A 25,827-nucleotide genomic window follows, 5' to 3' on the forward strand; every position below is an offset into this window, starting at 1 on the left:
TTTCAAGAGCAATAGACTGTTGTTTGTTCTTCAATATAACTTCTTTCAATAATATGTCATTTAGCAACTAGTGCCCAGTACCCGGTAGTCGGACCAATGTGTCCATGTACCATACACCGAACACTATATGCTATTAAAAATATTCAGGTGCCTATATCGGCGGTGTCCACCTCTTCCCATTCCGAACAGAGAAGTTAAGCCCGCCAGAGCCGATGGTACTGCAGTAACATGTGGGAGAGTAGGTCGGTGCCAGATCTTAAAAGAAGCCGTACAGCGAAACCTGTACGGCTTTCTTGTTTATGAGAAAAAAATCTAGTATATATAAACTATTCTCCTATTTCGTTGTTTTAATTACAAATAAACTAAGGTTAAATTATGCATTATGCTTATCTTTGTGCCTTAATTAATAAACGATGAATATCAATTTTGGATCAAGAAAGGAAGTATTATTACATGTTGAAAAATACATGCTTAAAATGATGCCTACCTATTTGAAACCTATAGATACTAACTGGCAACCATCTGACTTCTTGCCCGACTCTACTAGCGATTCTTTTTATCAAGATATTAAGATTCTAAGAGAGAATGCTAAAGATTTATCTTATGACTTAGTTGCAGTATTAATTGGTGATACAATAACAGAAGAGGCATTACCTACTTATGAATCATGGTTAACTATGGTTGATGATATTTCAAAAGACGAAGAAGGTGGTTGGATGAGATGGGTTCGTCATTGGACTGGAGAAGAAAATCGCCATGGTGATGTTTTGAACAAATACTTATATCTTTCTGGACGTGTTGATATGCGTCAGATGGAAATCTCTACTCAATATTTAATTGCTGATGGTTTCGATATAGGTACAGGTCATGATCCTTATCGCAATTTTATATATACAAGTTTCCAAGAATTGGCTACAAACATTTCACATAGAAGAGTAGCGTCTCTGGCAAAGAGAGATGGAGATACTTTGTTATCTAAAATGTGTGGCGTAATTGCTTCTGATGAAGCCCGTCATGCTAAAGCATATAAAGATTTCATGTCTAAAATCTTTGAGGTTGATCCAAGTGAAGCCATGATAGCTTTTGAAGATATGATGCGTAAAAAAATTGTAATGCCAGCTCATTTTTTACGTGAGATGGGATTGAAAATTGGACAAACTTTTGGGCACTTTACTGATGCAGCGCAACGATTAGGAGTGTATACTGCAGTTGATTATGTTGAAATTATGCAACAGTTAATTGAAGAATGGAAAATTGATAGCATGCAAGAATTAAATGAGGCTGGAGAAAAGGCAAGAGATTATGTAATGAATTTACCAGATAGATTATTACGTGTAGCTGATAGAATGAAAAACCCTACAATGGATTATAAGTTTAGCTGGATCAATGCTTAACTCTTTATAAAAGTATAATAAAAAAGGCTGAATTTAATTCAGCCTTTTTTATTATACCATATTTTGACTACATATTTCTACGGTATTGCCCACCGACTTGATAAAGTGCATTACTGATTTGACCTAAAGAACAGAATTTACATACTTCCATTAATTGCTCAAAAATATTATCTCCAGCAACTGCTGATTTTTGAAGTTCTTTTAAAGCATGCGCAGTTTTTTCTGAATTTCTGTCCTGAAAAGCTTTTAGTGCAGTTATCTGATATTGTTTTTCTTCTTCAGTGGCCCGAATTATTTCTCCCGGAACAATTGTAGGAGATCCATTTTTGTTTAAAAATGTATTTACGCCAACAATAGGGTATTCACCAGTATGTTTAAGAGTTTCATAATACAAACTTTCTTCTTGTATTTTTCCGCGTTGGTACATGGTTTCCATAGCTCCTAAAACACCACCACGATCATTAATTCGTTTAAACTCTGCTAACACTGCTTCTTCAACCAAATCTGTTAAATCTTCGATGATAAAGGCACCTTGTAAAGGATTTTCGTTCTTGGCCAACCCTAATTCTCTATTAATGATCAATTGGATAGCCATGGCTCTACGAACAGATTCTTCTGTGGGAGTTGTTATGGCTTCATCATAAGCATTGGTATGTAGAGAATTGCAATTATCATAAATTGCATAAAGTGCTTGTAAAGTGGTTCTGATATCGTTAAAATCAATCTCTTGAGCATGGAGAGATCGCCCAGAAGTTTGAATATGGTATTTTAATTTTTGGGAGCGATCGTTCCCTTTATATTTGTTTTTAATGGCTTTTGCCCAAATTCTTCTCGCAACACGGCCAATTACTGAATACTCCGGATCAATGCCATTGCTGAAAAAGAATGAAAGATTTGGAGCGAAATCATCTATATTCATTCCACGGCTTAAATAGTATTCTACAAAAGTGAAACCGTTACTTAAGGTAAATGATAATTGCGATATAGGGTTTGCACCAGCCTCTGCAATATGATAACCAGAGATAGAAACAGAATAGAAATTTCTAACCTTTTCATCAATAAAGTACTTTTGTATATCGCCCATCATTCTTAGTGCAAATTCTGTTGAGAAAATGCAAGTATTTTGCGCTTGATCTTCTTTCAAAATATCTGCTTGAACAGTACCACGTACAGAACTTATTGCATAGGCTCTAATTTTAGCATAAATATCAGCAGGTAAAACTTCATCGCCGGTTAAACCCAAAAGCATAAGTCCTAAACCACTATTGCCTTGTGGCAATTCTCCTTGATAGGTAGGACGTTCAATTCCTTTGGCTTTATATATATCTTTTATTTTTTCGTCTATTTCTTTTTCTAGACCATTTTCGATAATGTATTTCTCACATTGTTGATCTATAGCTGCATTCATGAAAAAACCCAATAACATTGGAGCAGGACCATTTATTGTCATCGAAACAGAAGTAGATGGTGCGCATAGATCAAAGCCTGAATATAACTTTTTTGCGTCATCAAGTGTAGCTATACTTACCCCAGAATTACCTATTTTACCGTAAATATCTGGACGAATATGCGGATCTTCTCCGTATAAAGTAACTGAATCAAAAGCTGTTGATAATCGGTGTGCAGGTTGCCCCAAAGAAACATAGTGAAAACGTTTATTGGTTCTTTCAGGTCCACCTTCGCCAGCAAACATACGAGTTGGATCTTCACCATCGCGTTTTAAAGGGAAAACTCCAGCTGCATAAGGAAACTCTCCAGGAACATTTTCTGTAAGTAACCAACGTAAAATATCGCCCCAATCTTCATACCTAGGTAGAGATACTTTTGGAATTTGAAGTTTCGAGAGAGATTCATAATATAAGGGTTGTTTAATCTCCTTATCGCGAACTTTATAGATAAAAAATTCTTCCTTATATTTTTGTTTAGTATCTGGCCATTGACGTAATAAACGCTTACATTCTCCATCAAGCTGCTCTTCTAAATAAGAATAAGCGTCTTTTAGTCCATCACCAAAATTTTCAAAATCATTTGAGAACTCGATTACTCCTTTAAGTTGATATAACTTTCTAGCAATTGTACATTGTTTATCTACCCATTCATTATAAGTTTCACTTGCTTCAGCTATTTCTGATAGGTACCTAATGCGATCTGGTGGAATAATATATATTTTTTCTGACTGACTTGGCGTCATTTCCATTTCAGATATGAAATCTACTTTGGTTTTATCTTTTATACCTTTTAGTAAAGCCACAAAAAGATTATTCATACCCGGATCATTAAATTGTGATGCCATAGTTCCATAAACCGGAATTTCATCATCTTTTGCATCGAAAAGATTATGATTACGTTTATACTGTTTACGAACATCACGAAGTGCATCTAAAGCTCCTCTTTTATCAAATTTATTAATAGCTACTAAGTCTGCAAAATCTAGCATGTCTATCTTTTCTAATTGTGTAGCGGCACCAAATTCTGGTGTCATTACATAAAGAGAAACGTCACAATGTTCTGTTATTTCTGTATCAGATTGACCAATGCCTGAAGTTTCCACGATAATTAAATCATAACCAGCTGCTTTGCAGATGTCTATGCTTTCTTGAACGTTTTTAGAAAGTGCTAAATTGGCCTGACGTGTTGCCAATGAACGCATATAAACTCTAGGGTTATTAATGGCATTCATACGTATTCTGTCGCCTAAAAGTGCACCCCCAGTTTTTCGTTTAGAAGGATCTACAGAAATGATGGCTAAAGTTTTGTCTTTTACTTCTACTAAAAATCTTCGTACCAACTCATCAACTAATGATGATTTACCCGAACCGCCGGTACCTGTAATACCCAAAACAGGAGCTTGGTTATTCAAGGTTAATTTTTTTAATTCATTAACAAATTTTTGAGCACCTTCTGGATCATTTTCTGCAACTGTGATTGCTGAAGCTATACTTTTAACTTCCTTTTTGGGAATATTCTCAAGCTCATTTGTAATGGCTTTTGTGGTAATAAAATCAGTTTGTTCTAACATGTTATTAATCATGCCTTGCAAACCCATTTTGCGACCATCGTCTGGAGAGTAAATTTTAGTAATCCCGTAAGCTTGTAATTCTTCTATTTCTGATGGCAGAATTACTCCACCTCCTCCTCCAAATATTTTGATGTGTTTTGCCCCTTTTTCTTGCAGCAAATCATACATATATTTAAAATATTCTATATGACCACCCTGGTAAGAGGTCATTGCAATGCCTTGGACATCTTCTTGAATGGCACAATTTACAACTTCATCTACAGAACGGTTATGACCTAAATGAATTACTTCTGCGCCTGATGACTGCAAAATTCTACGCATGATATTTATGGTAGCATCATGTCCATCAAAAAGGGCTGCAGCAGTTACAAAACGAATTTTATTTTGTGGTTTGTAAACTTGAATTTGTTCCATGTAGGTTTTTGTATTTGGTGTACAAAGTTAATAAAAACTAAGGACTGGCAATACTAATCACTTAATAGATACAATGCTATTTTGCTATCTGTAAAGTAAGTTAGTTAGTGTGTTTATATAAGCCTGATTGTGCGGATAGCCCACAATAAAGTAAACTATAAGCAAAAAGCAGGGCTAACAATAATGTTGCCCTGCTTTTGGTACTAAAAATATAATTTATTGGGTAAGTTCTATAATTGGAGAACCGATACAACCATTTGGCATTTGAATATGTAGCATTGCTGCTAAAGTTGCCGAAATATCTGTCATGTAATAGGTTTTATTTGTTTTACCTGGTTTTACATTCCATCCCATAAATACCAATGGAATATGAGAGTCGTAATTATACCATCCACCATGTCCAATGCCAGATGAAGAGCTAGAATTGTACCATGCCGCATTAGAAATAATTTGTATGTCTCCGCTTAGTTTAGGGTTGTAACCATTTGTTAACCTAGTCTTTAACTCGGTTGGTAAAGTTGTATTTTGTAGATTTCCTAGATCCACTGCATTGCTAATTCCTCTTTGTTTTCTTAAGTAATTAATGGTTACAGTTTTAACTGCATTGAAATCTATTTTATTATTTTCTATTACGTCACGATCAAAAATTACCTGATCATTCATGATATTAACAATTGCTTTTTTAAGTTGGAATTTTTGCGAAAGCAATGAATCTAAACCCTTAACCATTGCTCTGGTAGTATAGCGTTCTGCAGGAATATTATTTTTCTTTAAAAATTCTGGAGCATTAGCCACACCATGATCTGCAGAGATAAAAAACAAATAATTTCCTTTACCTACGGTCTTATCTAAATAATTAAACAACTCTTCTAAGTCTTTGTCTAATCTTAAGTAGGTATCCTCTATTTCAATAGAATTCGGACCATATTGATGACCAACATAATCTGTTGAGGAACAACTAATTGCCAAAAAATCTGTAATTGCATCTTTACCCAGGTTTTCATTTTGAACAGCTAATTTTGCGAAATCGATTGTCATTGTGTTCCCATAAGGCAAACTTTTAATCATTTCGTAGTTTTTGCCAATGTATTGTTTAGTTATGTGAGGGAAAGATGAGGAAGTCTCACCTTTAAATTTACCTTCATAACTTACATCATCAGAATCGCTATTAATGTAAGTGTTAGCTGGATAGAGTGTGTTCCAATCTTGTGCGAAAAATTGATCAGAAACTTTAAGGGCATTGTAATCATTTACCCAAGTAGGTAAATTTTGCATATAATGCGTGCTAGTTATCCAATTACCAGTTAAACCATCATGCCAATAAGCAGCATTAGCAGAGTGTCCGCCAGGTAAAATTGAACCACGATCTTTTAAGGAAATACTGACTACTTTACCTTGAAAATTTGTAGCAAGCCGAAGTTCATCAGTAATAGTGTTTACTTGCAGGTTTTTTGGAGACATTTGTCCGGCATTTGAAGTGCTACCAACTGTTTTTTCATCTTTATCTTCGGTACAATACATATCTCTTCCTATTGTAGGGTCATACCAAGAATTGGCTATTATACCATTTAATGCTGGAACAGAACCAGTATAAATTGATGAATGGCCGCAAGCTGTTTGGGTAGGAAGGTAAGGGATAAAAGTGTTTTCTACAGAGAAACCATCATTAATTAATCTTTTAAATCCTCCTTTTGAATAGCGATCATAAAAACGATATAAATAGTCCCAACGCATTTGATCTACAACAAAACCCACAACTAGTTTAGGTCTTTCTACTGATTTTGGATAAGATGTAGATGTATGAGTTGAATTTGATTTTACCCATTTTTGGGCTTGTAACTGAACGGATAACAACAGAAATAGTAATGATAAAAGTGTTCTTTGTTTCATTATTTTTGGTTTTGTAGCCTGTAAAAATAGTAATCTGATTGTGAAGTAATAGTGAATTATTATAATATTTCTGCTACGACAAAGGTGCTGCCACCAACAAAAATTAGGTCTTTTGGATTTGCATTTTCCTTTGAATGTTGAAAGGCTTCTTTAACACTTTTAAAAGTTTTTCCTTTTAAATTATGTTTTGCTGCTTTTTTTGCTAGTTCATTAGCAGGTAATGCTCTTTCTAGATTTGGTTGGCAGAAATAATAAGTTGCTTTTTTGGGAAGAAGGGCTAAAACACCATCAATATCTTTGTCTTTAACCATTCCTATTACAATATGCAAGTTTTGATATTTCGTGTTTTCAATATTTTTTAAAACCTCAATTATTCCTGCTTTATTATGACCCGTATCGCAAATAACAGTTGGATTTCTTGATAGTGTTTGCCATCTACCTTGTAAGCCTGTAATGGATTTTACATTTTTTAACCCCTTATAAATTGCTTCATCAGGAATAACAAAACCTAATTCCCTTAGTTTAAGAACAGATTGAATTACTGTAAGAATGTTTTTTTGTTGATACGTGCCAGATAAGTCTAAGGTAAGGTGGGGAAATAAGACTTTATCATTTTTATTAATGTCTAATACCAATGAAGAACCTTTTTTATTAGATTTTTTTACTTCTAATTCTTCTTCTGCAAAATAAATTGGAGCATTTTCAGCCTTCGCTTTGTCTTTAAAAACGTTTATAGTTTCTGCATGTTTTTCCCCGATGATCACAGGAATTTTCTTTTTAATTATCCCTGCTTTTTCAATCGCAATTTCTGGTAAAGTATCACCAAGTATGTTGGTATGATCTAAACTTATATTTGTGATTACCGAAAGTTCTGGTGTGATGATATTTGTAGAGTCTAATCTGCCGCCCAAGCCTACTTCAATTACAGCAATGTCTACTTTTTCTTTAGCAAAGTAATCAAAAGCCATTGCAACTGTAACTTCGAAAAATGAAGGTTCAATTGATGAAATGATAGCTTCTTGAGTTTTAACAAAATTCTTAACAAATGATTTAGAAACCATTTTACCATTGATTCGAATTCGTTCTCTAAAATCTTTTAAGTGAGGAGATGTATAAAGACCAGTTTTGTAACCCGCTTGTTGTAATATGGCTGCAAGCATGTGCGAAGTAGATCCTTTTCCATTTGTGCCGGCAACATGAATGCTCTTGAACTTGGTTTGTGGATTATCCAATACATTGCACATCTCAATTGTGTTATGCAAATCCTTTTTTAAAGCTACAGCACCAACACGAGTAAACATTGGTAGTTTGCTGTATAAAAAATCAAGTGTTTGTTGGTAAGTCATAATCTGCCTCAAATATAAGACGACTATTTCAGTTATTGCCAAACATGTGCTAAATAAACAATGGCATAACTTACTAGAAAAGCTATGCTTCTGTTATTAAATGACTTGAAAAAGTCTTGTTTTGAGAATTTGTAATCTATTACAAAGTAGGCGACGAACCAGAAAAATAAAGAAATAAGAACATCAAGTAAATCAAACCAACCATTGGTAATATGAAATAGTTGTAATAGTTCTAACCCAACTGAAAAGAGTAAGGGTAGAAAGGCCAGATCTATTTCCTTGTCTTTAAAAATGAAGTAGATATCATTAGAAGTTAATGTGATGCAAAAAACCCATAATCCTTCTGGTAAGGAAAAAATAATGTATTCATTTAAAGGTATTTTTTGAGTTATAAATTGTTTTAAAAAGATATAATTTTCTTTAGAGATAAGATTAATAAGTAAATCATTTACTACTGTTTTCTCTGTACGATAAAATAAATATATAAAAAGACTTATTAAAAGAGCTGGGAGTATATACAGGTAATGCTTTTTCACTATTTATTAAAAATTAATAGCTTAAAATACGAAAATCTTCCAAAACCAACTTCTTTAATCAAAGTAAATTTTTTGATAGCATTGAAAGATTCTATTTTAAATAAAGAATTGAAATGGAATAGGCCAGAAATTGAATTAAATGCGGTGTCGATATATCTTAACCAATTATTAGTGGTAAAGTGGTTTAGGATTAAAACTTTTCCATTAGGTTTTAAAACTCGATATACTTCTTCTAATAGTTTTTCTGGATTTGAAGCGACAGCTAAAACATGTGAAAGCACCACATAATCAAAATAATCATCTTCAAATTGTAGATCTTCTCCACTCATTTTAAGTAAAATGGTATCAGACTGTTTGTGTTTTTCTGCTTCATTTAGCATTGCTGAAGAAATATCTATTCCAGTAATTTGATGAGTTTGATACAAAGGTAGGTGAGTGCCACTACCAACGCCAACTTCTAACAGCTTTCCAGAAGCTAATGTGTTGATTTCTTCCATCAGTTTTACTTTCTGAGGTTTTAAGAAAACTTCAATTATTGGGTAGAAGAATGAAAAGCGGTTGTAGAAACTTGCTGCCTGATTACTCATTAATTATGAATTAGGCATGATTATATTAATTTAATCCGAAGTTAAAGACTACAATTCCTGTTTGATTATCTCCACCTTTCTCGTTGGCTTTCAAAGATGCGTTTCTAACTGCTTCTAGACATTTTTGCTGTAATACTTGATTGGTTGATGTAGAACCTTTTAGGTCTACTCTTGCATTTGTTATTTTGCCTGATTTATTAAAAAAAATTCTGATAGCAATTTTTCCACGTTCTTGACTATCATCAACTGGCTTTATCAAGTTGGTAAATTTATTTAATAAAATAGGTGTATTTCCATTACCAGAACCACCTTCACCATAATTTGGAGCTAAAGGATCTCCATTTATACTTCCTTGGTTCCCTGGTGTATTACCTGTTCCATCTCCTTGTCCAGAGCCATTGTTTTTCTTTCCCTTATAAAGTGCATTCTGATTTATAGTTTGCTCTGCAGGTTTAGTTTCTTTAGCACTAGTTGGTGGATTGTTGCTTTTTTTATCTTTTGTATTTATGCTAACAGCATCTTCATTATTCTGGGTTGCAATGTCCTTGTCACTCACTTGGGAAGAAACAGTTGGTGTAACTTGTTGTTCTGGAGTAATTTTGTCGGGCATTTTGTTATTGGCATTTTCATCTGTAGATGGCTCTTCAATGCTCGTATAATCTGTACCCATACCAGTTACAGAAGTTCCATAATTAACTACCATACCCCCCATACCAACATCTTCTGGCGGTTGAAAGGCACTAATTACCCAAATAAAACTCACAGCAATAAATAGGCCCATTAAGCCAACAGAAATTGCAATTGCTTTTGGATAATTATTTTCTTCTTGGGTTGTCATTATTTCTTTTTCTGTTCTACAGCTAAAACAACTTTTAATTTCAATTTGTTCGCTACATCAAAAACTTGCATTGTATTTTCGATAGATACACCTCTAGCAACATATAGAACTATGGTTACATCATTTGCAGCTTGTTGATATGTTTTTACCTTACCCTCAATTTCTTCTAAAGTTACTTTTTGTTTATCAACGAAATAATTTAAATTCTCGTCTATGGTAACTGTAACTGTTTTTTGAGAAGTAGATTGTTGTCCAGATTCTGATCTAGGCAATAAAAGTTTCACTACTTGAGGATTTACTACGGCAGATGCCAATAGGAAAAACAAAAGCAAGAAGAACATGATATCGTTTAATGCAGAAGTGTGAACTTCAACCGTACCTTTTTTTCTTTTGCGTAAATTCATTATTTGCCTGGCTCTTCTAGTAAATCTATAAATTCAATTGCATCAGTTTCCATTTTAAGGATGATTTTCTCTACCATCATATTTAAAATGTGATATAAAACATAAGCCACGATACCGATAATCAATCCTGTTGCAGATGTAATCATTTTGGTATATAAACCACCTGAAATAGTTCCAATCTCAATAGCTCCTTTTATAGATACATCATGGAAGATGGTAATTACACCGATAATTGTACCCACGAAACCAAGCATTGGTGCAATACCTGCAATAATTCCTAAAATGCCAATGTTTTTTTCCAATTTAGAAACCTCTAATTTACCAGTATTCTCAATTGCACCTTCAATATCCTTAATTGGTCTTCCAATTCTCTTAAGTCCTTTCTCTAACATTCTTCCCAAAGGTGATTTTGTGTTTTTGCATAAAGCAATTGCATTATCTAACCTTCCATCATGTATATTTTGTTTAATTTGGAACATTAAGTTTGATTCGTCTTTTGATGATTTGCGAATGGTTAAATAACGTTCGATAAAGATGACCAAACCTAAAAATGCCAATAGAGCTAAGGGTACCATTACCCATCCACCTTTAAATAATAAATCTATAAAGTGTAATTCTGGTTGAGCTGGTATTGTTGATGTAACAACTTGATTTGCTGAATCTATAACGTTTTTTGCTGTGTCTCCAGCCGCCATTAACAATGTAATCATATTTATTTTTTGTGTGTTTTGGGTTTAATTGCTTGTACGTATATTTCAGGATTTTTTAAAATTATCCTCAAACTATCTTTTGTTTTGTCTGCCAAATCTTTATCTAAAAAAGTTGCTGCACTAATTTTCATTAATCTACCAGGCATATTTGCAACTTTGGCCTTTAACCCTTTTTTTGTAAGTCTAGCAATTGTTGCATCAGCCTTTGCTTTCGAGTTTTCTGCGCTAACAATAACTTCATAAATGGTCACTTTACTACTATCTATAGCAACGGCACCCGTATCAATGCTTAATTTTACCAAGTCATTGTTTTTTGCAACGCTGTCTACTTGTGAAGTGTCAACTTTATTATTTAACGAATCATTTGGTAAGGTTTGTACACCTGTCTCTTGTTTACCCGTAGAGTTTTTGTTGAAATAGTTATTGAAAAACTGGGGGTTAACGAAATAGACTATTGCTCCTAAAGCCACAAAAATTAAAAAAGCAATTAAGAATTTCATGAAAAATGGCATTCCATTTTTAGGCTCTTCTTCAATGTATTCATCTTCTTGGGCAATCCCTACTTCGTCTAATGGTTCTTCCTTTTCTTGCTCTTCAACGGCTTCAATTATAGGAGGTGAATCATTTAAATTGTGATATGTTTTTTCTTGATTTTGAACTTCGGCTATTTCTTCATAAACTTCTTGTTCATCGTTTATTAAAACGTTTTCTTCTAAATCTTCTTCCGTTTCTTGTCCTGGATTTTCTTCTTCGAGTCTGTTCTCTTCTTCAATTTCTTCTAAAAGGCTTTCTTCAGCATCACTTGAATTAATTTCAAGTGCTTCATCATTTTTTTGGATTTCATTTATTTCAGGTAATCCATAAAATTCAAAACCAATTCCACCTTCTTGCTCAGGAATAAAAGTGATTTGATCATTTACTAATTTTAGCTTCCCAAGCGATTCCAAATTAGATTCTTGTTGGTCAGCCAATTCACTTTGAATCCGCTCTGCGAACTCACTAATATAGTACTTAGCAGAATCTACAGTTATATTTCTTTTTTGACTGATGAAATTAGCGAGCTCTTCTTGCTCATTAACTTCCGTGGTAAAGGTTAAGTTGTAGCTTGGTGGAACAAAAGCGTGCTTTTCTGCATCATATTTGCCAGGTGATTTTTTTTTATACAGTGTGCCCAAACCTACAATGCCAACTGTTTTGCGGGTTTGTAATAGCTCTGTTAAGTATAATAATATATCCATTCTGGTAAAAATAAATTTTAATTCGGTACCAACCAATAATTAATTCTGTAACCTTTAAAATGAATAGCTTAAACCACCAAAAATATTGATGCCATTGGTACGGTAATAAAGGTATTTGCTGTATTTGGTGTTTAAAATGTTATTGGCTTTAGCAAAAACTGAAAATTTATTATTGATTTTATAATCTGCACCAATACCTAAGTCTGCAAATCCTTTAACAGTTACTAAAGTCTCTTTGGTTAAGTCAGGAATTGGAGGATACAAACCTAAAGTTTGAGGATCTGAACTATAAACCTTTGCCTTAGAATCACCTTGAATAACTACATTGGCATTGAAGCTTAACTTTTTATTATAAGTATAGGAGAAATTAGAACTGATACGCAATTGTGGTTTAAAATAGCTTTCTTGCTCTACAGCTGGTTTATAATCTTCCATATTCAATTTACCTGTCCACCTTAAGTCGTCGCTTACCTGAACAGAAATCTCTCCTTCTAATCCTAAAAGTTTCATGTTACCAAAATCATAAATCACATCAAACTTATTAAAGTTTGTAAAGTTGTTTACAAATAGGGGCATGTCGGTAATTCTTTTACTGTAAAACCTTGCTTTATAACCGAAGCCCGGGCCACCAGTACCTTTAATACCTCCACTAATACTTAACTTTTCTACTGTATTTTGAATGGCAATATTGGCATTTAAGAAAGGATTTTCATCTGTAAAGTTTTTTAAACTATTACGAGTTACATCTCCTTTAACCTCTCCGAATATTTGAAGGAAGTCTGGGATTACTGTAAAATCTGCTGTAACTGAAGGGAAAAATCTTGTGCTTGAAAATTCTCCGAATTCTTGAACAAAATTTACACCAGCAGTAATTTTAATACCATTTGCTTGTAATTTAATGTAAGGATTTAAACGAAATAAATGATTTGAAACACTCGTATTTATATCTTTTGTACTTCCTAATTCAAGTGAACTTGCTAAGCCTAAATTAAATTTGCTTATTCTTTTATTTAAATAGCCGGTTAAGGTAATGGCATTTTCTTTGGCAGAGAACTTATCACTTAATAGATAAGCATTAACCTTTGCAGCATAGCTTAGTGCGTTCTCATCTGCAGTAAATTTATTAATTGCTTCTCCTTCTATTTCAAAGAAATTGATGGCCTGTTTTTCTGGATTTGGATTTAATGTCGGGTTTAATTCATCTATTCCATAAAAATAAACGCCGTGTCTTTCGTAATTTAAGCGACCATTTAAAGTTGTTTTTGCGCCAATGCTCCGGCCAAATGCACTAAATTGTTGCATATTTTCATTTTGCTTGTTTAGCTTTCCTTCTTGGCTAAAATGTCTGAAAAATGCACCTGCTTGTAATGCTTCATCTTTTCCTGTACCCACATAAGCTTCTGCTAGCATTGTAGACAAAGAGCCAATACCACCTTTTACATAATTATTGATCAATATAGCCGCCTTTTCATCCGCTAATTGCTGGGCCTGTAGTTTTTGAATATCAGAGTTAAGCTCTAATTTACGATCAGTAATAACGTAATTGAATTTAGCTTTATAAGTAGCAACATTATTTAAATCAGGGCTCCTTCTCAATTTTACAGCTTCAGCTAATACTGGCTTATAGGGCCTAATTACTTCAATTTCTTCGCTAACAGTTTTTTCTGGTGGTTTAACATCCTGTGCTTTTAGTGTAAAAGTTCCGGCTGCTAAAAAAAATATTGTACTATATATAATTTTGGTAAATCTCATTTTCGTCTAGTTAATTTTAGCTAATTTCTCTTTGGCAGTTGCAACAATTTCATCCTTGCCCTCATAATTGTCTATGATACTTAATAAAGTACTTTTTGCATTTAATTTATCCTTTAATGCTAAGTAATTGTCAGATAATAGAATTACTGATTTTGCAACCCAATAATCATAAGATGGCATATTATTCATCAAATCAAAGCAAGTCTTTTGAGAAGTTTTATAATCGCCTTTGGCATATTGTACAGCGGCTAAATTGTATTTTGCTTCAGCAGCAGCTAAAGTTTTTGTTTTAGCCACCACATTGTTAAATGATTTAACTGCTTGTGTTGTATCTGCTTTTAGCAAATAAGCCTTTCCAATGTACAAATCAGAGCTGTTTTTTTCCTCTTCAGATGCTTTGTCTGATGTTTTAATGATTTCTGCATATTTCATCATATCATCTGCCATGCCTAAAGCATTATAAGCTTTTAACAAGTTGTTAATGGCATATGTATAATGTACTTTATAATCTGCAGTAGTTTCTAATCTTTTTAAGTAAACGATAGCTTCATTGTATTTCTTTTCGTCCATTAGAACTTTAGAAACACTGATTAATGAACGTTCTGTATAATCACTGGTCCAATCATTAAGGATATAGTCATAATCTGCTATTGCTTCTGGCGATCGGCCTAATTTAACCAAAGACTCTGCTCTAATAAATTTGGCTTCCTTATCATGTATAGCTTTCGGGAATTTCTCAAAATATGCATTTATTGCTTCGTAAGCACCTTTGGCATCACCTTGTAAATATCTATTGTTTGCTGCCTGAAATACAATGTTATCTTGCTCACTCATAGAATAATTACCAAGCGGTGTTGTAGCCGCATAGCTAATGAAACCATTCGCATCACCACGATCTACATAGATGTTTTTAATAGATTCTAATGCTTGTTTTGCCTCTGGTGAACTTGCATAATCTCTAATTACTTTTTTAAACGATTCTAATGCCGCATCATCTTGGTCCTGGTTGTATTGAACCAAGCCTATGGTTACCAAAGCACGGGGTACATAACTACTACGAGGATATTTTGCTACTAAATCAACTAAATCTGATTTTGCTTTATCAAACTCCCCTTTGTTAAAATAGGTATAGGCAGTTTCAAAACCGGCATCATCTGCATAATTTGACGTTGGGAATCTGCTTAATAAACTCTGCATTGTGGTAATTTTACTATCATCTTGTTTTTGCAGTCCCTGAATCATTCCACGCTGAAACAATGCATAATCTTCACCAGTTAGTTTACCATTGATGATTTTATTGTAGTTGGTCATTGCATCTCCATAGTTTTTATTCACAAAGTATGAATCTGCCAAACGGATAGTTGCATCAGTTACTGTTTTTGCATCTTTATCATCTCCGTTTAAAAATTTCTCGAAGTAATTGGCGGCTTTAGTATATTTTTCATCTTCAAAAGCAGCATAACCCAAAGCATAGTTTGCAAAATTATAAACATCTGTTTTTTGAGCAGCTGGTATGGTTAAAAACTTTTCGAAGGTTCTAACAGCTTCTCCAAATTTGCGCAACTCATACATTGATTCTGCCATCCAATAAATGCTCAATGCATTGATCTCTTTATCTTCTGGGAAATTACCTGAACGTAAAAACATAGAAAGTGCATTTGGAAAAGCTCTTTCATTATAATACTCTAAACCTCTAAAATAAGTTGCTTTTTGATAGGCTTCTTTAGCTTCAGGTGTTTTGTTTTGTAGGGGTTCTAAAATATCAATTGCTGTTTGATAGTTTTTGCTGGTCAACAAAATCTCACCTTGTAAAACTCTAGCTTCGTTGATTTTTTTAGAACTAGGAAATTGTTTGATAAAAGCCTGAATAGATTCTAAAGCTTGTGCATTAAAGTCTAGTTCATAGCTCAACCTAGCATAACTTAACCATGCTTCTTCTTGTATAGCTTTATCGAAATCTAATCTTGATGCTCTAAAAAATGCACTACGGGCTTTTTCTTTGTTATTTAGTTTTAATGATGCTTTACCTAAGGTATACATACCATTTTGCAAGTAAACATCATCAGTATTTAATCTTTCTAAAACAGGAATAGATTCTTTAATCTTTCCATTTTGAAATAAAGAATAGCCATATTGATAGATGAAAAGATTGTTTTTGGTCTGACTTTTATCTTTAGCATAAAATTCTTCAAAATACTTTTCAGCATTTTTAAATTCAGATTTTGCAAAATATGATGCAGCAACCAAGCTTAACATTTCTGGTTCATATTGTTGCTTGGTTTTAGCCATTGCAGGAATAGCATAATCAATTACATCATCATAACGTTCATCCAAATAATACATTGAAGTAATGTAATAAGGATAACTAGCTTCGTAAGTAGGGGAGCCCTTTAGTTTTTCGAAATTTGATAATGCAGTTTTATATTCTTTATTGAGGTAATTTATGTAGGCAAAATAATAAGTTGCACTTTCTTTAAATTGAGATTCTTCTTTTTTAACAGCTTCAAAAAGAGGTTCTGCTTTTTCATAATCTTTTAATTGGAAGTAGGCATAACCTTGTTTAAATTGGTATTCAACTCTTTGTTTTTGAGAAAGTGAACTTGGCTCTGTCTTTTCAAACCACTCCAGTGCTTTTGTGTAGTTTTTCTGTCCGAAATAAGATTTACCTACATGGAAGTAAGCTAGTTTAGTATTTGGATTGAGGGGGTATTCTCTTATAAATTCGAGAAATAGGGCTTCGGCATCTTCATTTCCTAATTCTAAAGCGCAAACAGCAGCATAAAATTTAGCGTTTTCTTTAATTAAAGAAAGTTCAGTATTACTTTCCTGTTGTTTACCTGTTTTATTTCTGAGCTGTTCTACTATTTTAAACTGCTGTGAAGCCGCAACATATTTTTCATTGCGAAGTAATTCTAAACCAGTTTGATAATTTTTATTGAGGGTTATTAATGGGCTTATCTGGGCGTAAATGTTATTAAATGAGCCCGCTACAAATAGAGGAACTAGAAGATATTTTTTCTGCATAGGTTTCAAATATGGTTGGTACTAAATTATAAATAGTATCAAAGCTTATCAACATAAGTAACTAACATCTGTTGATAACACAGTTTTAACGAAGAGATTTTGAAATTGGTATAAAGAAAATTAAAAGAGGTTGATGGTTGATAGGAAATAGTCAATAGTTATTTGCTTTTGGACAACTTCACAAAGCTTGGCAATATTGAGTTTATATAAGCTGTTTGAATAGAGAGTTTTTTTTAAGATTATTAATTTTTTTACAAATTGGTGTTTTGCAAATCTTAAAATGTAGATTAGACTCATAAAGCGCTCACTCTATGTTACAAAAATCAATTTTCATAGCATCTAAAGTTGGTACATCCAGTGCTGATTCGGTAAAGAATCATTTAAAATATCTAGAAGTAAAAGTAGATAGTTTAAATAAAATCGTAAATGAAACAAGAATTGGAACTGGGTTCTTTTCAGATGTTATTTCGCAAGATTTGTATATGTTTAGCACTATAATAGTAATTGTAGGTTTAATTAGCTGGGCATTTATTGTTGGTGCTTTAAGCATTCATAAAAGGCAAATTGTTAAAACAATTAATCTTTATGTGAAAAGTGAAATTAATTTTATAAAAGATTTATTAGTAGAAAAAGAAAAAGTTATTAGTAAAACAAATTTTGATGTTAAAAGAGCACTTTGCCTAATTTGTCATTCACGAGATTTATATTCTGCAGCAGTTTTACATGGTATTGGGGCATTGAGAGTTTTTATTAATATTGAAAAAACACCAACTAATATTGGAATGGATTTAAACATGTTATCATTAATAGATTCCGATTTAAACTTAGTAAAAGTTGGGGATGAAGGCATAAAAAAACACATAGAAATACTGGTAGAAGAGCTGAATTACATTAAAGAGAAAAGTGATGTTTCTTTACATGATAAAATAAAAAAAATAACTGATAAGTGTTTACATTTAGCATATACTCAAGATCTGCCACCAGAAGATTTAATGAAAGATAAAGATGAAAAGGTTAAATAGGAAGCTAAAAACTAATAATATTAAATCAACAAAATTTTTATTGATGGCTTTCATTGAAGGTTGGAAGCAAAGATAATGTTGATGCTATATACTTACCATCTTTTTAATTTAGTCATTTTGACTAGCCAATAAATAAAGCACGGCCATTCTTACGGCTACCCCATTTTCTACTTGCTCTAAAATAATAGATTGTTTGCTGTCGGCAACATCACTTGTAATCTCTACACCTCTGTTAATAGGCCCCGGGTGCATTACAATTATTTCTTTATCAAGGTTGTCAAGAATTTGTTTGTTTAAGCCATACATCATGGCATATTCTCTTTGAGAGGGGAAATATTTAATATCTTGTCTTTCTAACTGAATACGCAACATGTTTGCAACATCACACCAGTTTAAAGCTTTTTTTAAATCGTGTTCTACTTTTACACCTAAAGATGCGATGTGTTTTGGGATTAGAGTTGTTGGTCCGCAAACCATTACCTCAGCGCCAAGCATTTGCAGACAAAGTATATTTGATATAGCAACTCTTGAATGCAGAATATCACCTACAATTACTACTTTTTTGCCTCTTACATCACCTAGTTTTTGACGAATAGAATATGCATCTAGTAAAGCTTGTGTTGGGTGCTCATGGGCGCCGTCTCCCGCATTTACAATTTGTGCTTTAATATGTTTGCTTAAAAACACACCTGCGCCTGCATAAGGATGTCGCATCACCACCATATCAACTTTCATTGCTAATATGTTGTTCACGGTATCAATTAGTGTTTCACCCTTACTAACTGATGAAGAAGATGCAGCGAAATTCACTACGTCGGCAGAAAGTCTTTTCTCGGCTAGTTCAAAAGAAAGTTTAGTGCGTGTAGAGTTTTCGAAAAATATGTTTGCAATGGTAATGTCCCTCAGTGAAGGAACCTTTTTAATTGGTCTATTGATTACATCTTTGAAATTATCAGCAGTTTCGAAAATCAATTCAATATCATTCAGGTTAATATCTTTAATGCCTAAAAGATGTCTTGTTGATAATTTTTCTGCTGCCATTTCTGTTATTGCTTTTTATCTGTTTATTATTTGGTTTTCAATTGTCAGATAGAGCTAACTATGTTAAAATAATTATTTTAATATAGACGGTTCTGATAATAAAACCACTTTGTCTTCACCTTCTTGCTCTTTCCAGCTTACTTTAACTTTTTGAGAATCAACACAGTCAACTTGCTGCCCTATGTAGTTAGGCTCTATAGGTAAATGTCTAGAGAACCTTCTGTCAATCAATACCATTAACTCAACCCTTTCAGGTCTTCCATAAGCCAATAAAGCATCCATTGCAGAACGTATTGTTCTTCCAGTCCACAAAACGTCATCAATTAAGATAACTTGCTTGCCCTCTATAATAAAGTTGATGGTGTTGCTGCTTGCTGTAACTAAACCGTCCTTTCTCCTAAAGTCATCTCTAAAAAAAGTAATGTCTAAATGTCCCTTTTTAATAGATGTTGTTTTTAAAATTTCAGAAAGTTCCTGGTGTACACGGTCTGCGAAATAAGTTCCTCTTGGTTGGATGCCAATTAATACAGTATTATTAAAATCGGTGTGGTTCTCAATTAATTGATGACAAAGTCTCTTAATTGTGATTTGAAATTTTTTACCGTCTAGCAGGGTTCTCTTTTGCATTGAACAAGGATTGGGCAAATATAGGCAAAAAGTAGAAAGTAAAAAGTAGAAAGTGAAAAAGTTATCTAACTGATTGTTGAATTGTTTGATTGTTAAATTGTTGTGATTTGAATTTGAAAAGCAGGTTTCAGTTTACATAGGAAAGGGTAGCCCTGTTGTTCATTTTACTTCGCTACGCTTCGTGCTCATTACCATCAGGTTTAAATTACATAAGTCTGTGTTTTATAGTTAAATAAACTCCCATCAAAACTTTATATTTGTATATGCAAGCAGTAATCTTTTTCGATGGCCTTTGTAATCTCTGTAATGGGGCAGTGCAATTTACTATCCAAAGAGATAAAAAGAATATTTTTCGCTTTGCCTCTCTACAAAGTGAGTATGCGGACGAAAAGATTGCTCCATTTAATATTGCTCCAGAAAATCTAGATAGTTTTATCTTGTTAGAAGATGATAAAATTTATTTGCGTTCTACAGCTGCCTTAAAGGTTGCTAGGAAATTAAATGGACTTTGGCCTTTGCTCTATGGGTTTATCATTGTTCCACCTTTTATTAGAGATGCGGTTTATAATTACATTGCTAAAAACCGTTATAAATGGTTTGGTAAACAGGAAAGTTGCTGGGTGCCAACTCCAGAGTTGAAAAGTAAGTTTTTGAACTAGTTTTTTAAATTGCTTTTTGAAGAGTTGCAACAGTATAAGCTCTATCGATCATTTCATCAGCTTTGCTTTTTACTTTTTCTGTGTGTTGAGTAAGGGAAATCAGTTTAAATGGAGTTTTATTTACCAGCTCTTTAAATTTAACATCATCATATAAATTAAAACCATGTTGCGTAAAGGGTAACATCTTCATAAATTCTTTTTGTGCAAAGCCAATGCAGAAAATACCTTCAGGTTTTAAAACGTTATAGATCTCGTTTAATAAATCAACAGGATTTTTCCAAAAGTAAATGGTATTCACTGTCATTGCTTTATGGAAAGTGTTTTCTACAAAAGGGATTTTTTCTCCATCATAAAGATAAAATGAAGTATTATTTAAATCTTGCGATGCGGCTTCCTTTTTCATCAATTCTGCTATTTCCAGGCCAAAATAAGAAACATTTAATGCTTGGTTTAAAATTGATTTTATGTGCTTTCCATTGCCATGGCCAAGTTCTAAAATTTGATCATTATCTGCAATCTTTAAAGCATTAGCGGTACTCATTGTCATGCCGATATTGCTATCGTGCATCATGTTACCTACATTAATACCTTGCTCTCCATTTGGCTTACTCAATTGTGAAGCTAATTCTTTGAGTTGTTCTTCAGTTAATGACATTGGATTAAGATTCTTCTGGATTATTATTTTTTGGTTTCCATAGCCAAAGCGAAAGTACAATTAGAGGAATAATTATACTTAATGCAATTACAATAAGTATTGGTCTTTGGCTGATAATGTCTTTATCGCTTGAAGTGAAGATATGATATCCTTCTTTAATGGCGAAGATTGTGATAATGGATGATATAATTGCAAAAACTTTACGCATATTATTTAATTCTGTTAAAAACCAAGATTTGAAAAGTCGTAGATTTCGACAAAGCAAGCGGTTAAGTTAAAAAAGAAATGCATAATTACCCCATACCATAGTGTATTTGTTTTAATTCTTACATAGGCCAGCAATAAACCGAAAGGTAACATCCAAAAAAAGGAAATCATGCTGAAATGTATGAAGAAAAATAAGATTGAAGTTATATATATTGCTTCTTTTTCATCTACAATATTTAATAGTCGTTGCATTAGAAAACCTCTGTAGGCAAGTTCCTCAAACAAAGCTGGAAGCAAAGCAACAGATAGTACCATAATATAGTTGCCATATTTATGGAATGCGTAGGTAAAATAAAAGGAATAATCTTCGTTAAAAATAAAACGATTTAAATGACCAACTAAAAATTGAACAATGTAAGAGACTATAACTGTTACTACAACTAAACCAACTACTTTCTTAATTGAAAAATTTGGCCATTTTAAAATAAATTTATTTTCTGACCAATTATTACAGAAAAACAGGATTGCTGTTATTGCCATTACAAAATCAAAAAATAGCGATATCGCAATGGTATGATTTTCAATTAGTAAAGCAGAAATACAAACTATTATTTCAATAGCAAAGAATAGAGCTATTTGCTGTAAATTTTGCTTCTTATTGGCATGAAAACTAACTTCTTTTAGATTCTGTGCCTGACCACAAACCCTACAAAAGTTGTTGTTTACCAATATTTCGCTTTGACAATTTTCGCAAAAAGTAGCGTCGATATGCTGTTTTTCCAATTATTTGATGTTTAGCTCTTTTTTAATCTTTTCAGCCTCTAAAACAGCCATTACACCCTTAATCAAATATACAATAATGATAATCTTAAAAATTATTCCCCTTATTATTGATGATGGATCGGCAATCAAATTTAATAATTGGATTATTACATATAATGAGAGGCCAGATATGAGTGCTGTGGTTGGTTTGGTTTTGCTCCAAACGGCTAGTGCCAAAAAGGCGCCAACCATAATTACTGTTGTAATTAGAAATATCAATACATCATCTTCGTCAGTTAAGGTAAAATAACCTATAATAGATGAAACACCAATTATTCCTGCTATCCAATACAATGAATTACAGGCCGTTTCAACTTTCTTATTTAAATCAATTAGGTCGATTTCTTTTACTGCTCGGTTAGCAATATGATTTTCTTGCTGTTCATTTGTTCCTTGTAGAGGGTATCCACAGCTAATGCAATAGCTATCATTCTGTGCAAATGTATTAGCACAGCAAGCGCATAAATTGAGTTGTTGGTTTTCCATGTTGAGAGCGTTATCTGCAATAAATATATAATTGTAAATAATAACCTCAAAATTTATTAACTAAAAACTTAATATTTATCCGATAAGTCTCTAATCTTATTACTTAAATCTCTAATTGGTTCTTTAAAAATACTGTTGTTCATTTTCTGAGCTAGAAATATAAACGGAATGCCAATTAAAGCACATAAAACTATTTGTAAAGTTAAATTAGGTAAGCTAAAAACAATTGCAAACTTTTGATGAACATATAATTTATAAGCAATTAATCCTATCGGACCACTCAATGGCAAAAATATATAACCAAAAGTATTTTCCATTCTTAATATTCTTCTGATAGCTTTTAGGTTATTTTCTAGTACTTGTTTTGTATTGGAATTAAAGTCGATAGCTATTTTAATCTTTTTTAGTTCAACTAGACCAAGAATTCTACATAATTCGTAGGTAACAAAAAATGCAATTAGCAAAAACTGTAAGTCACTTTTTATAAAAAATGCGGCAATAAGCATTGGTAAACTAATAATTCTAATCCACCTTAATTTCCATTTTAGCTTGAATAGTAACGAGCCAATTAAACTATGTGAATGATTATCAAGTTTATATGTTGCAATTGCTAGTGTAATATCCTTTTCTGTAAATTCGGCATTCATATTTTGCCATTCTTGATGTAAGTCTATGCTATTTTCCATTTATAATAGTTGTAAGTTGCTGTTTAATTCTGTGAAGCTTAACACTCGTGTTGCTCTTTGAAAGCCCTGTAATTTCACTTATTTCTAAGTTGTCGAAGCCATCGAGATGTAGTATTATTATACTTCGGTCTATTTCTGCTAATTGTTTAATTGCTCGGTACAAAAAATCTGATCGTTCTGATAATTCTTGAGGTTCAAAAGATATATCCTGATTCGTGTTTTCCTTAATTTTTGCAGCTTTTTTGCTTTTACTTAAAAAAGTTAGGGCAACATTTAAGCTAATTCTATAGAGCCAGGTAGAAAACTTAGCATTCCCTTCAAACCTTGCATAAGCGCCCCAACTCTGAAGAACAATTTCTTGATACAAATCTTTTCTGTCTTCCAAGCAATCGGCATAAAGGTTTACAACCTTAAGGATAATTCCCTTATGCTCTTCAATTTTTTGGAGGTAAGATTTCTCTGTCATTATTTTTTAGCTTTTGAAGATAATCTTGTCGATTTATTCTCTTCATAAAGTTGAACCATTGTAATGATAAAAGAAATAGTTGCTACGAAAAGCATAATATATTTAAGTACCGGATGCATTTCTGTGGTCGATAGAATTAAAATTAGAAATGCTGTTATTCCTATTTTTGAATTTTTGTTTTCCATTTTGCTCATATTAAAACTGTTTAAAATATGTACAGTTAGTAAGAGATGGTTTCAAAAAATTACAACAATTGAAAATTAATTTTTAATAACTCAACTTAAATATGCAACTGGATTGGAAAGCCCCTTTAGGGGTTTGGGGTCAAATACCTTTTACTGTAGGTTATGCCCATTAAATCATATCGTTTAAATTGTGTTTTTAAACGTTTTAAGAAATCTGAAAAGTTTTTACTTTCTTTTGGACTCCACAGGGTTTCACTTAATGCATCTAACCTTGGGAAAATCATATATTCGATTTTTTTAGGGTTAGCAATATATTCTGACCATAAATTCCCTTGTGCACCCCAAACGTATTTTGACTGTTCAGCGTTTAGTTCTGTAGGAATAGGTTCATAATTGTAAACTGTTTCTAATGGCAAGTGTTTTGAAGCAGCTAAACTATCTTCATTAAGAAACTGTTTATGGTTAAAATACATCATGTTTTCGGGTGTCATGATTACTTTTTGCTTAACTTTTGCTGCTGCTATACCACCTTTTTCTCCACGCCAGCTCATTACAATTGCATTAGGAGCTAAACCACCATCTAAAATTTCATCCCAACCAATAATGGTCTTGCCTTTGCTATTTACAAATTTTTCTATGCGATGAATGAAATAACTTTGCAAGGCGCTTTCGTCTTTTAAGTTGTTGTCTTTCATTATTTGTTGGGTAGCCGGAGATTGTTTCCACCAAACTTTAGAAGCCTCATCTCCACCAATATGTATGTACTGCGACGGAAATAATGCTATCACTTCTGATAAAACATCTTCTAAGAACTTAAATGTTTTTTCGGTGGGAGCAAAAACATTATTATACTTATTCATCATTCCCCAGGTTTGCGCCACTTCATATTTTTTATTAGGCTCTGTTCCTAATTCAGGATAGGCAGCTAATGCAGCCATGCTATGCGCAGGCATTTCTATTTCAGGAATAATGGTAACGTATCTTTTAGCAGCGTAAGCTATCACATCTTTAATTTCTTCTTGGGTATAATAGCCACCATGTTTAATACCATCTGTTTTAATGATTGCATCTTTTGGTGTAATTTTTACTTCATTTGGTAAAACTTGATATTTGATGCTTTCATTTCCTTTTCCTGGCCAAAGCCCAATAATACTTCCATTGCGCCAAGCACCAACTTCCGTTAGTTTAGGATATTTTTTAATCTCAATTCTCCAACCATGGTCATCTGTTAAATGCCAGTGGAAATAATTCATTTTATGCAGAGCGAGATAATCGATGTATTTTTTCACTGTAGCAACATCGAAAAAATGTCTACTTACATCTAGGTGCATACCTCGGTATTCGAATTGTGGAAAATCTTGAATGTTAACTGCAGGGATTTGAATTATTGCTTTTACTTCTGTAGGTAAAAGCTGTAAAAGTGTTTGTATACCATAAAAAACTGCATTTTCACTCTGACCTTCAATTAAAATTTCATTTTCATTAACTGTTATTTCATAGCAGTTGTTGAATTCTCCAACATTGGGGTTGATTGCAAGCTTTATAGTCTTTGCTTTTGGTAAGGTTTTAACTGTTTCAAGTTTTAATAGATAATATTTATCGAAATAATCGATTAGATAATCTGAAGAATTTTTAACGCTATCGTTACTAATATAGATTTGTGTACTGCTATCAAGTTTGAAAGTTTTTTTTGATTTGCCAAATTCAATGCTCACAGGTTGTGGAATGATATTTATCTCTTGAGCAAAAAGATTAAAGCTGAAAGCAAAAATAAAAAAGCAAAAAATAAATTTCTTCATTATATATAGTTTTGATTTTC

Annotated in this window: 24 protein-coding genes and 1 rRNA gene; 4 read left to right on the forward strand and 21 right to left on the reverse strand. The window is 32.8% G+C overall.

Annotation, left to right across the window (positions count from 1 at the left end; genetic code table 11):
• Positions 1 to 143 precede the first annotated feature (143 nt).
• Positions 144 to 255, forward strand: a 5S ribosomal RNA gene (gene rrf, locus FA048_RS19130).
• Between the two features lie 158 nt (positions 256 to 413).
• On the forward strand, positions 414 to 1,394 hold the full coding sequence (locus FA048_RS19135) for an acyl-ACP desaturase (protein WP_136844184.1): 981 nt from the start codon (positions 414 to 416) through the stop codon (positions 1,392 to 1,394).
• Between the two features lie 67 nt (positions 1,395 to 1,461).
• On the opposite strand, the gene FA048_RS19140 is transcribed toward FA048_RS19135, so the two are convergent.
• The 11 genes from FA048_RS19140 to FA048_RS19190 form a co-directional block, all read right to left on the reverse strand.
• Positions 1,462 to 4,827, reverse strand: a complete 3,366-nt coding sequence (locus tag FA048_RS19140; protein ID WP_136844186.1) for a methylmalonyl-CoA mutase family protein — start codon at positions 4,825 to 4,827, stop codon at positions 1,462 to 1,464.
• Positions 4,828 to 5,043: 216 nt separating this feature from the next.
• The gene (pafA, locus tag FA048_RS19145; protein WP_136844188.1) at positions 5,044 to 6,717 is read right to left on the reverse strand and encodes an alkaline phosphatase PafA; all 1,674 of its coding nucleotides are present in this window, start codon (positions 6,715 to 6,717) and stop codon (positions 5,044 to 5,046) included.
• A gap of 59 nt (positions 6,718 to 6,776) precedes the next feature.
• Positions 6,777 to 8,063 carry a bifunctional folylpolyglutamate synthase/dihydrofolate synthase gene (locus FA048_RS19150; protein ID WP_136844190.1) on the reverse strand — a complete coding sequence of 429 codons (1,287 nt, stop codon included), beginning with the start codon at positions 8,061 to 8,063 and terminating at the stop codon, positions 6,777 to 6,779.
• 32 nt (positions 8,064 to 8,095) lie between these two features.
• Positions 8,096 to 8,599, reverse strand: coding sequence for a hypothetical protein (locus FA048_RS19155; protein WP_136844193.1), 504 nt, complete (start codon positions 8,597 to 8,599; stop codon positions 8,096 to 8,098).
• Entirely contained in the window at positions 8,599 to 9,186 is a 588-nt protein-coding gene (locus tag FA048_RS19160) for a class I SAM-dependent methyltransferase (protein ID WP_136844195.1), read from the reverse strand. Before FA048_RS19160 ends, FA048_RS19155 begins: the two co-directional genes overlap by 1 nt.
• A gap of 25 nt (positions 9,187 to 9,211) precedes the next feature.
• On the reverse strand, positions 9,212 to 10,024 hold the full coding sequence (locus tag FA048_RS19165; protein ID WP_136844197.1) for an energy transducer TonB family protein: 813 nt from the start codon (positions 10,022 to 10,024) through the stop codon (positions 9,212 to 9,214).
• Positions 10,024 to 10,428, reverse strand: a complete 405-nt coding sequence (locus FA048_RS19170) for an ExbD/TolR family protein (RefSeq protein WP_136844199.1) — start codon at positions 10,426 to 10,428, stop codon at positions 10,024 to 10,026. Before FA048_RS19170 ends, FA048_RS19165 begins: the two co-directional genes overlap by 1 nt.
• Positions 10,428 to 11,138: a MotA/TolQ/ExbB proton channel family protein gene (locus FA048_RS19175; protein WP_136844201.1), complete on the reverse strand. Its 711-nt coding sequence runs from the start codon at positions 11,136 to 11,138 to the stop codon at positions 10,428 to 10,430. Before FA048_RS19175 ends, FA048_RS19170 begins: the two co-directional genes overlap by 1 nt.
• Positions 11,139 to 11,140: 2 nt before the next feature.
• Complete coding sequence (locus FA048_RS19180) at positions 11,141 to 12,376, reverse strand: SPOR domain-containing protein (protein ID WP_136844203.1); 1,236 nt, start codon at positions 12,374 to 12,376, stop codon at positions 11,141 to 11,143.
• A 54-nt stretch (positions 12,377 to 12,430) separates the two neighbouring features.
• Entirely contained in the window at positions 12,431 to 14,128 is a 1,698-nt protein-coding gene (locus FA048_RS19185; protein ID WP_136844205.1) for a TonB-dependent receptor, read from the reverse strand.
• Between the two features lie 6 nt (positions 14,129 to 14,134).
• Complete coding sequence (locus FA048_RS19190; RefSeq protein WP_136844207.1) at positions 14,135 to 17,152, reverse strand: tetratricopeptide repeat protein; 3,018 nt, start codon at positions 17,150 to 17,152, stop codon at positions 14,135 to 14,137.
• A gap of 311 nt (positions 17,153 to 17,463) precedes the next feature.
• On the opposite strand from FA048_RS19190, the gene FA048_RS19195 reads away from it, so the two are divergent.
• The gene (locus FA048_RS19195; protein WP_136844209.1) at positions 17,464 to 18,174 is read left to right on the forward strand and encodes a hypothetical protein; all 711 of its coding nucleotides are present in this window, start codon (positions 17,464 to 17,466) and stop codon (positions 18,172 to 18,174) included.
• 108 nt (positions 18,175 to 18,282) lie between these two features.
• On the opposite strand, the gene FA048_RS19200 is transcribed toward FA048_RS19195, so the two are convergent.
• Positions 18,283 to 19,215 carry an aspartate carbamoyltransferase catalytic subunit gene (locus tag FA048_RS19200; RefSeq protein ID WP_131554514.1) on the reverse strand — a complete coding sequence of 311 codons (933 nt, stop codon included), beginning with the start codon at positions 19,213 to 19,215 and terminating at the stop codon, positions 18,283 to 18,285.
• Between the two features lie 72 nt (positions 19,216 to 19,287).
• Positions 19,288 to 19,842, reverse strand: a complete 555-nt coding sequence (gene pyrR, locus FA048_RS19205) for a bifunctional pyr operon transcriptional regulator/uracil phosphoribosyltransferase PyrR (RefSeq protein ID WP_136844211.1) — start codon at positions 19,840 to 19,842, stop codon at positions 19,288 to 19,290.
• A gap of 263 nt (positions 19,843 to 20,105) precedes the next feature.
• Here pyrR and FA048_RS19210 point away from each other — a divergent pair, with 263 nt between their 5' ends.
• Positions 20,106 to 20,501: a thiol-disulfide oxidoreductase DCC family protein gene (locus tag FA048_RS19210; RefSeq protein WP_136844213.1), complete on the forward strand. Its 396-nt coding sequence runs from the start codon at positions 20,106 to 20,108 to the stop codon at positions 20,499 to 20,501.
• A gap of 4 nt (positions 20,502 to 20,505) precedes the next feature.
• Here the strand turns inward: FA048_RS19210 and FA048_RS19215 are convergent, their stop codons facing one another.
• The 8 genes from FA048_RS19215 to FA048_RS19250 form a co-directional block, all read right to left on the reverse strand.
• A complete protein-coding gene (locus FA048_RS19215) occupies positions 20,506 to 21,156 on the reverse strand; it encodes a class I SAM-dependent methyltransferase (RefSeq protein ID WP_136844215.1) in 651 nt (216 codons plus the stop codon).
• Positions 21,157 to 21,160: 4 nt separating this feature from the next.
• Positions 21,161 to 21,364, reverse strand: coding sequence for a hypothetical protein (locus FA048_RS19220; protein WP_136844216.1), 204 nt, complete (start codon positions 21,362 to 21,364; stop codon positions 21,161 to 21,163).
• Between the two features lie 14 nt (positions 21,365 to 21,378).
• Complete coding sequence (locus tag FA048_RS19225; RefSeq protein WP_136844218.1) at positions 21,379 to 22,146, reverse strand: CPBP family intramembrane glutamic endopeptidase; 768 nt, start codon at positions 22,144 to 22,146, stop codon at positions 21,379 to 21,381.
• On the reverse strand, positions 22,147 to 22,671 hold the full coding sequence (locus tag FA048_RS19230; RefSeq protein ID WP_136844220.1) for a hypothetical protein: 525 nt from the start codon (positions 22,669 to 22,671) through the stop codon (positions 22,147 to 22,149).
• 68 nt (positions 22,672 to 22,739) lie between these two features.
• A complete protein-coding gene (locus FA048_RS19235) occupies positions 22,740 to 23,357 on the reverse strand; it encodes a hypothetical protein (RefSeq protein ID WP_136844222.1) in 618 nt (205 codons plus the stop codon).
• Positions 23,347 to 23,823: an RNA polymerase sigma factor gene (locus tag FA048_RS19240; protein WP_136844224.1), complete on the reverse strand. Its 477-nt coding sequence runs from the start codon at positions 23,821 to 23,823 to the stop codon at positions 23,347 to 23,349. Before FA048_RS19240 ends, FA048_RS19235 begins: the two co-directional genes overlap by 11 nt.
• Positions 23,823 to 24,008 (reverse strand): hypothetical protein, encoded by a 186-nt coding sequence (locus FA048_RS19245; protein WP_136844226.1) that lies wholly within the window; start codon positions 24,006 to 24,008, stop codon positions 23,823 to 23,825. Before FA048_RS19245 ends, FA048_RS19240 begins: the two co-directional genes overlap by 1 nt.
• Before the next feature lie 125 nt (positions 24,009 to 24,133).
• A complete protein-coding gene (locus FA048_RS19250; RefSeq protein ID WP_136844228.1) occupies positions 24,134 to 25,807 on the reverse strand; it encodes a beta-N-acetylhexosaminidase in 1,674 nt (557 codons plus the stop codon).
• Positions 25,808 to 25,827: the final 20 nt, after the last annotated feature.

Source organism: Pedobacter polaris (assembly GCF_005116505.1).
Lineage (GTDB): Bacteria > Bacteroidota > Bacteroidia > Sphingobacteriales > Sphingobacteriaceae > Pedobacter > Pedobacter polaris.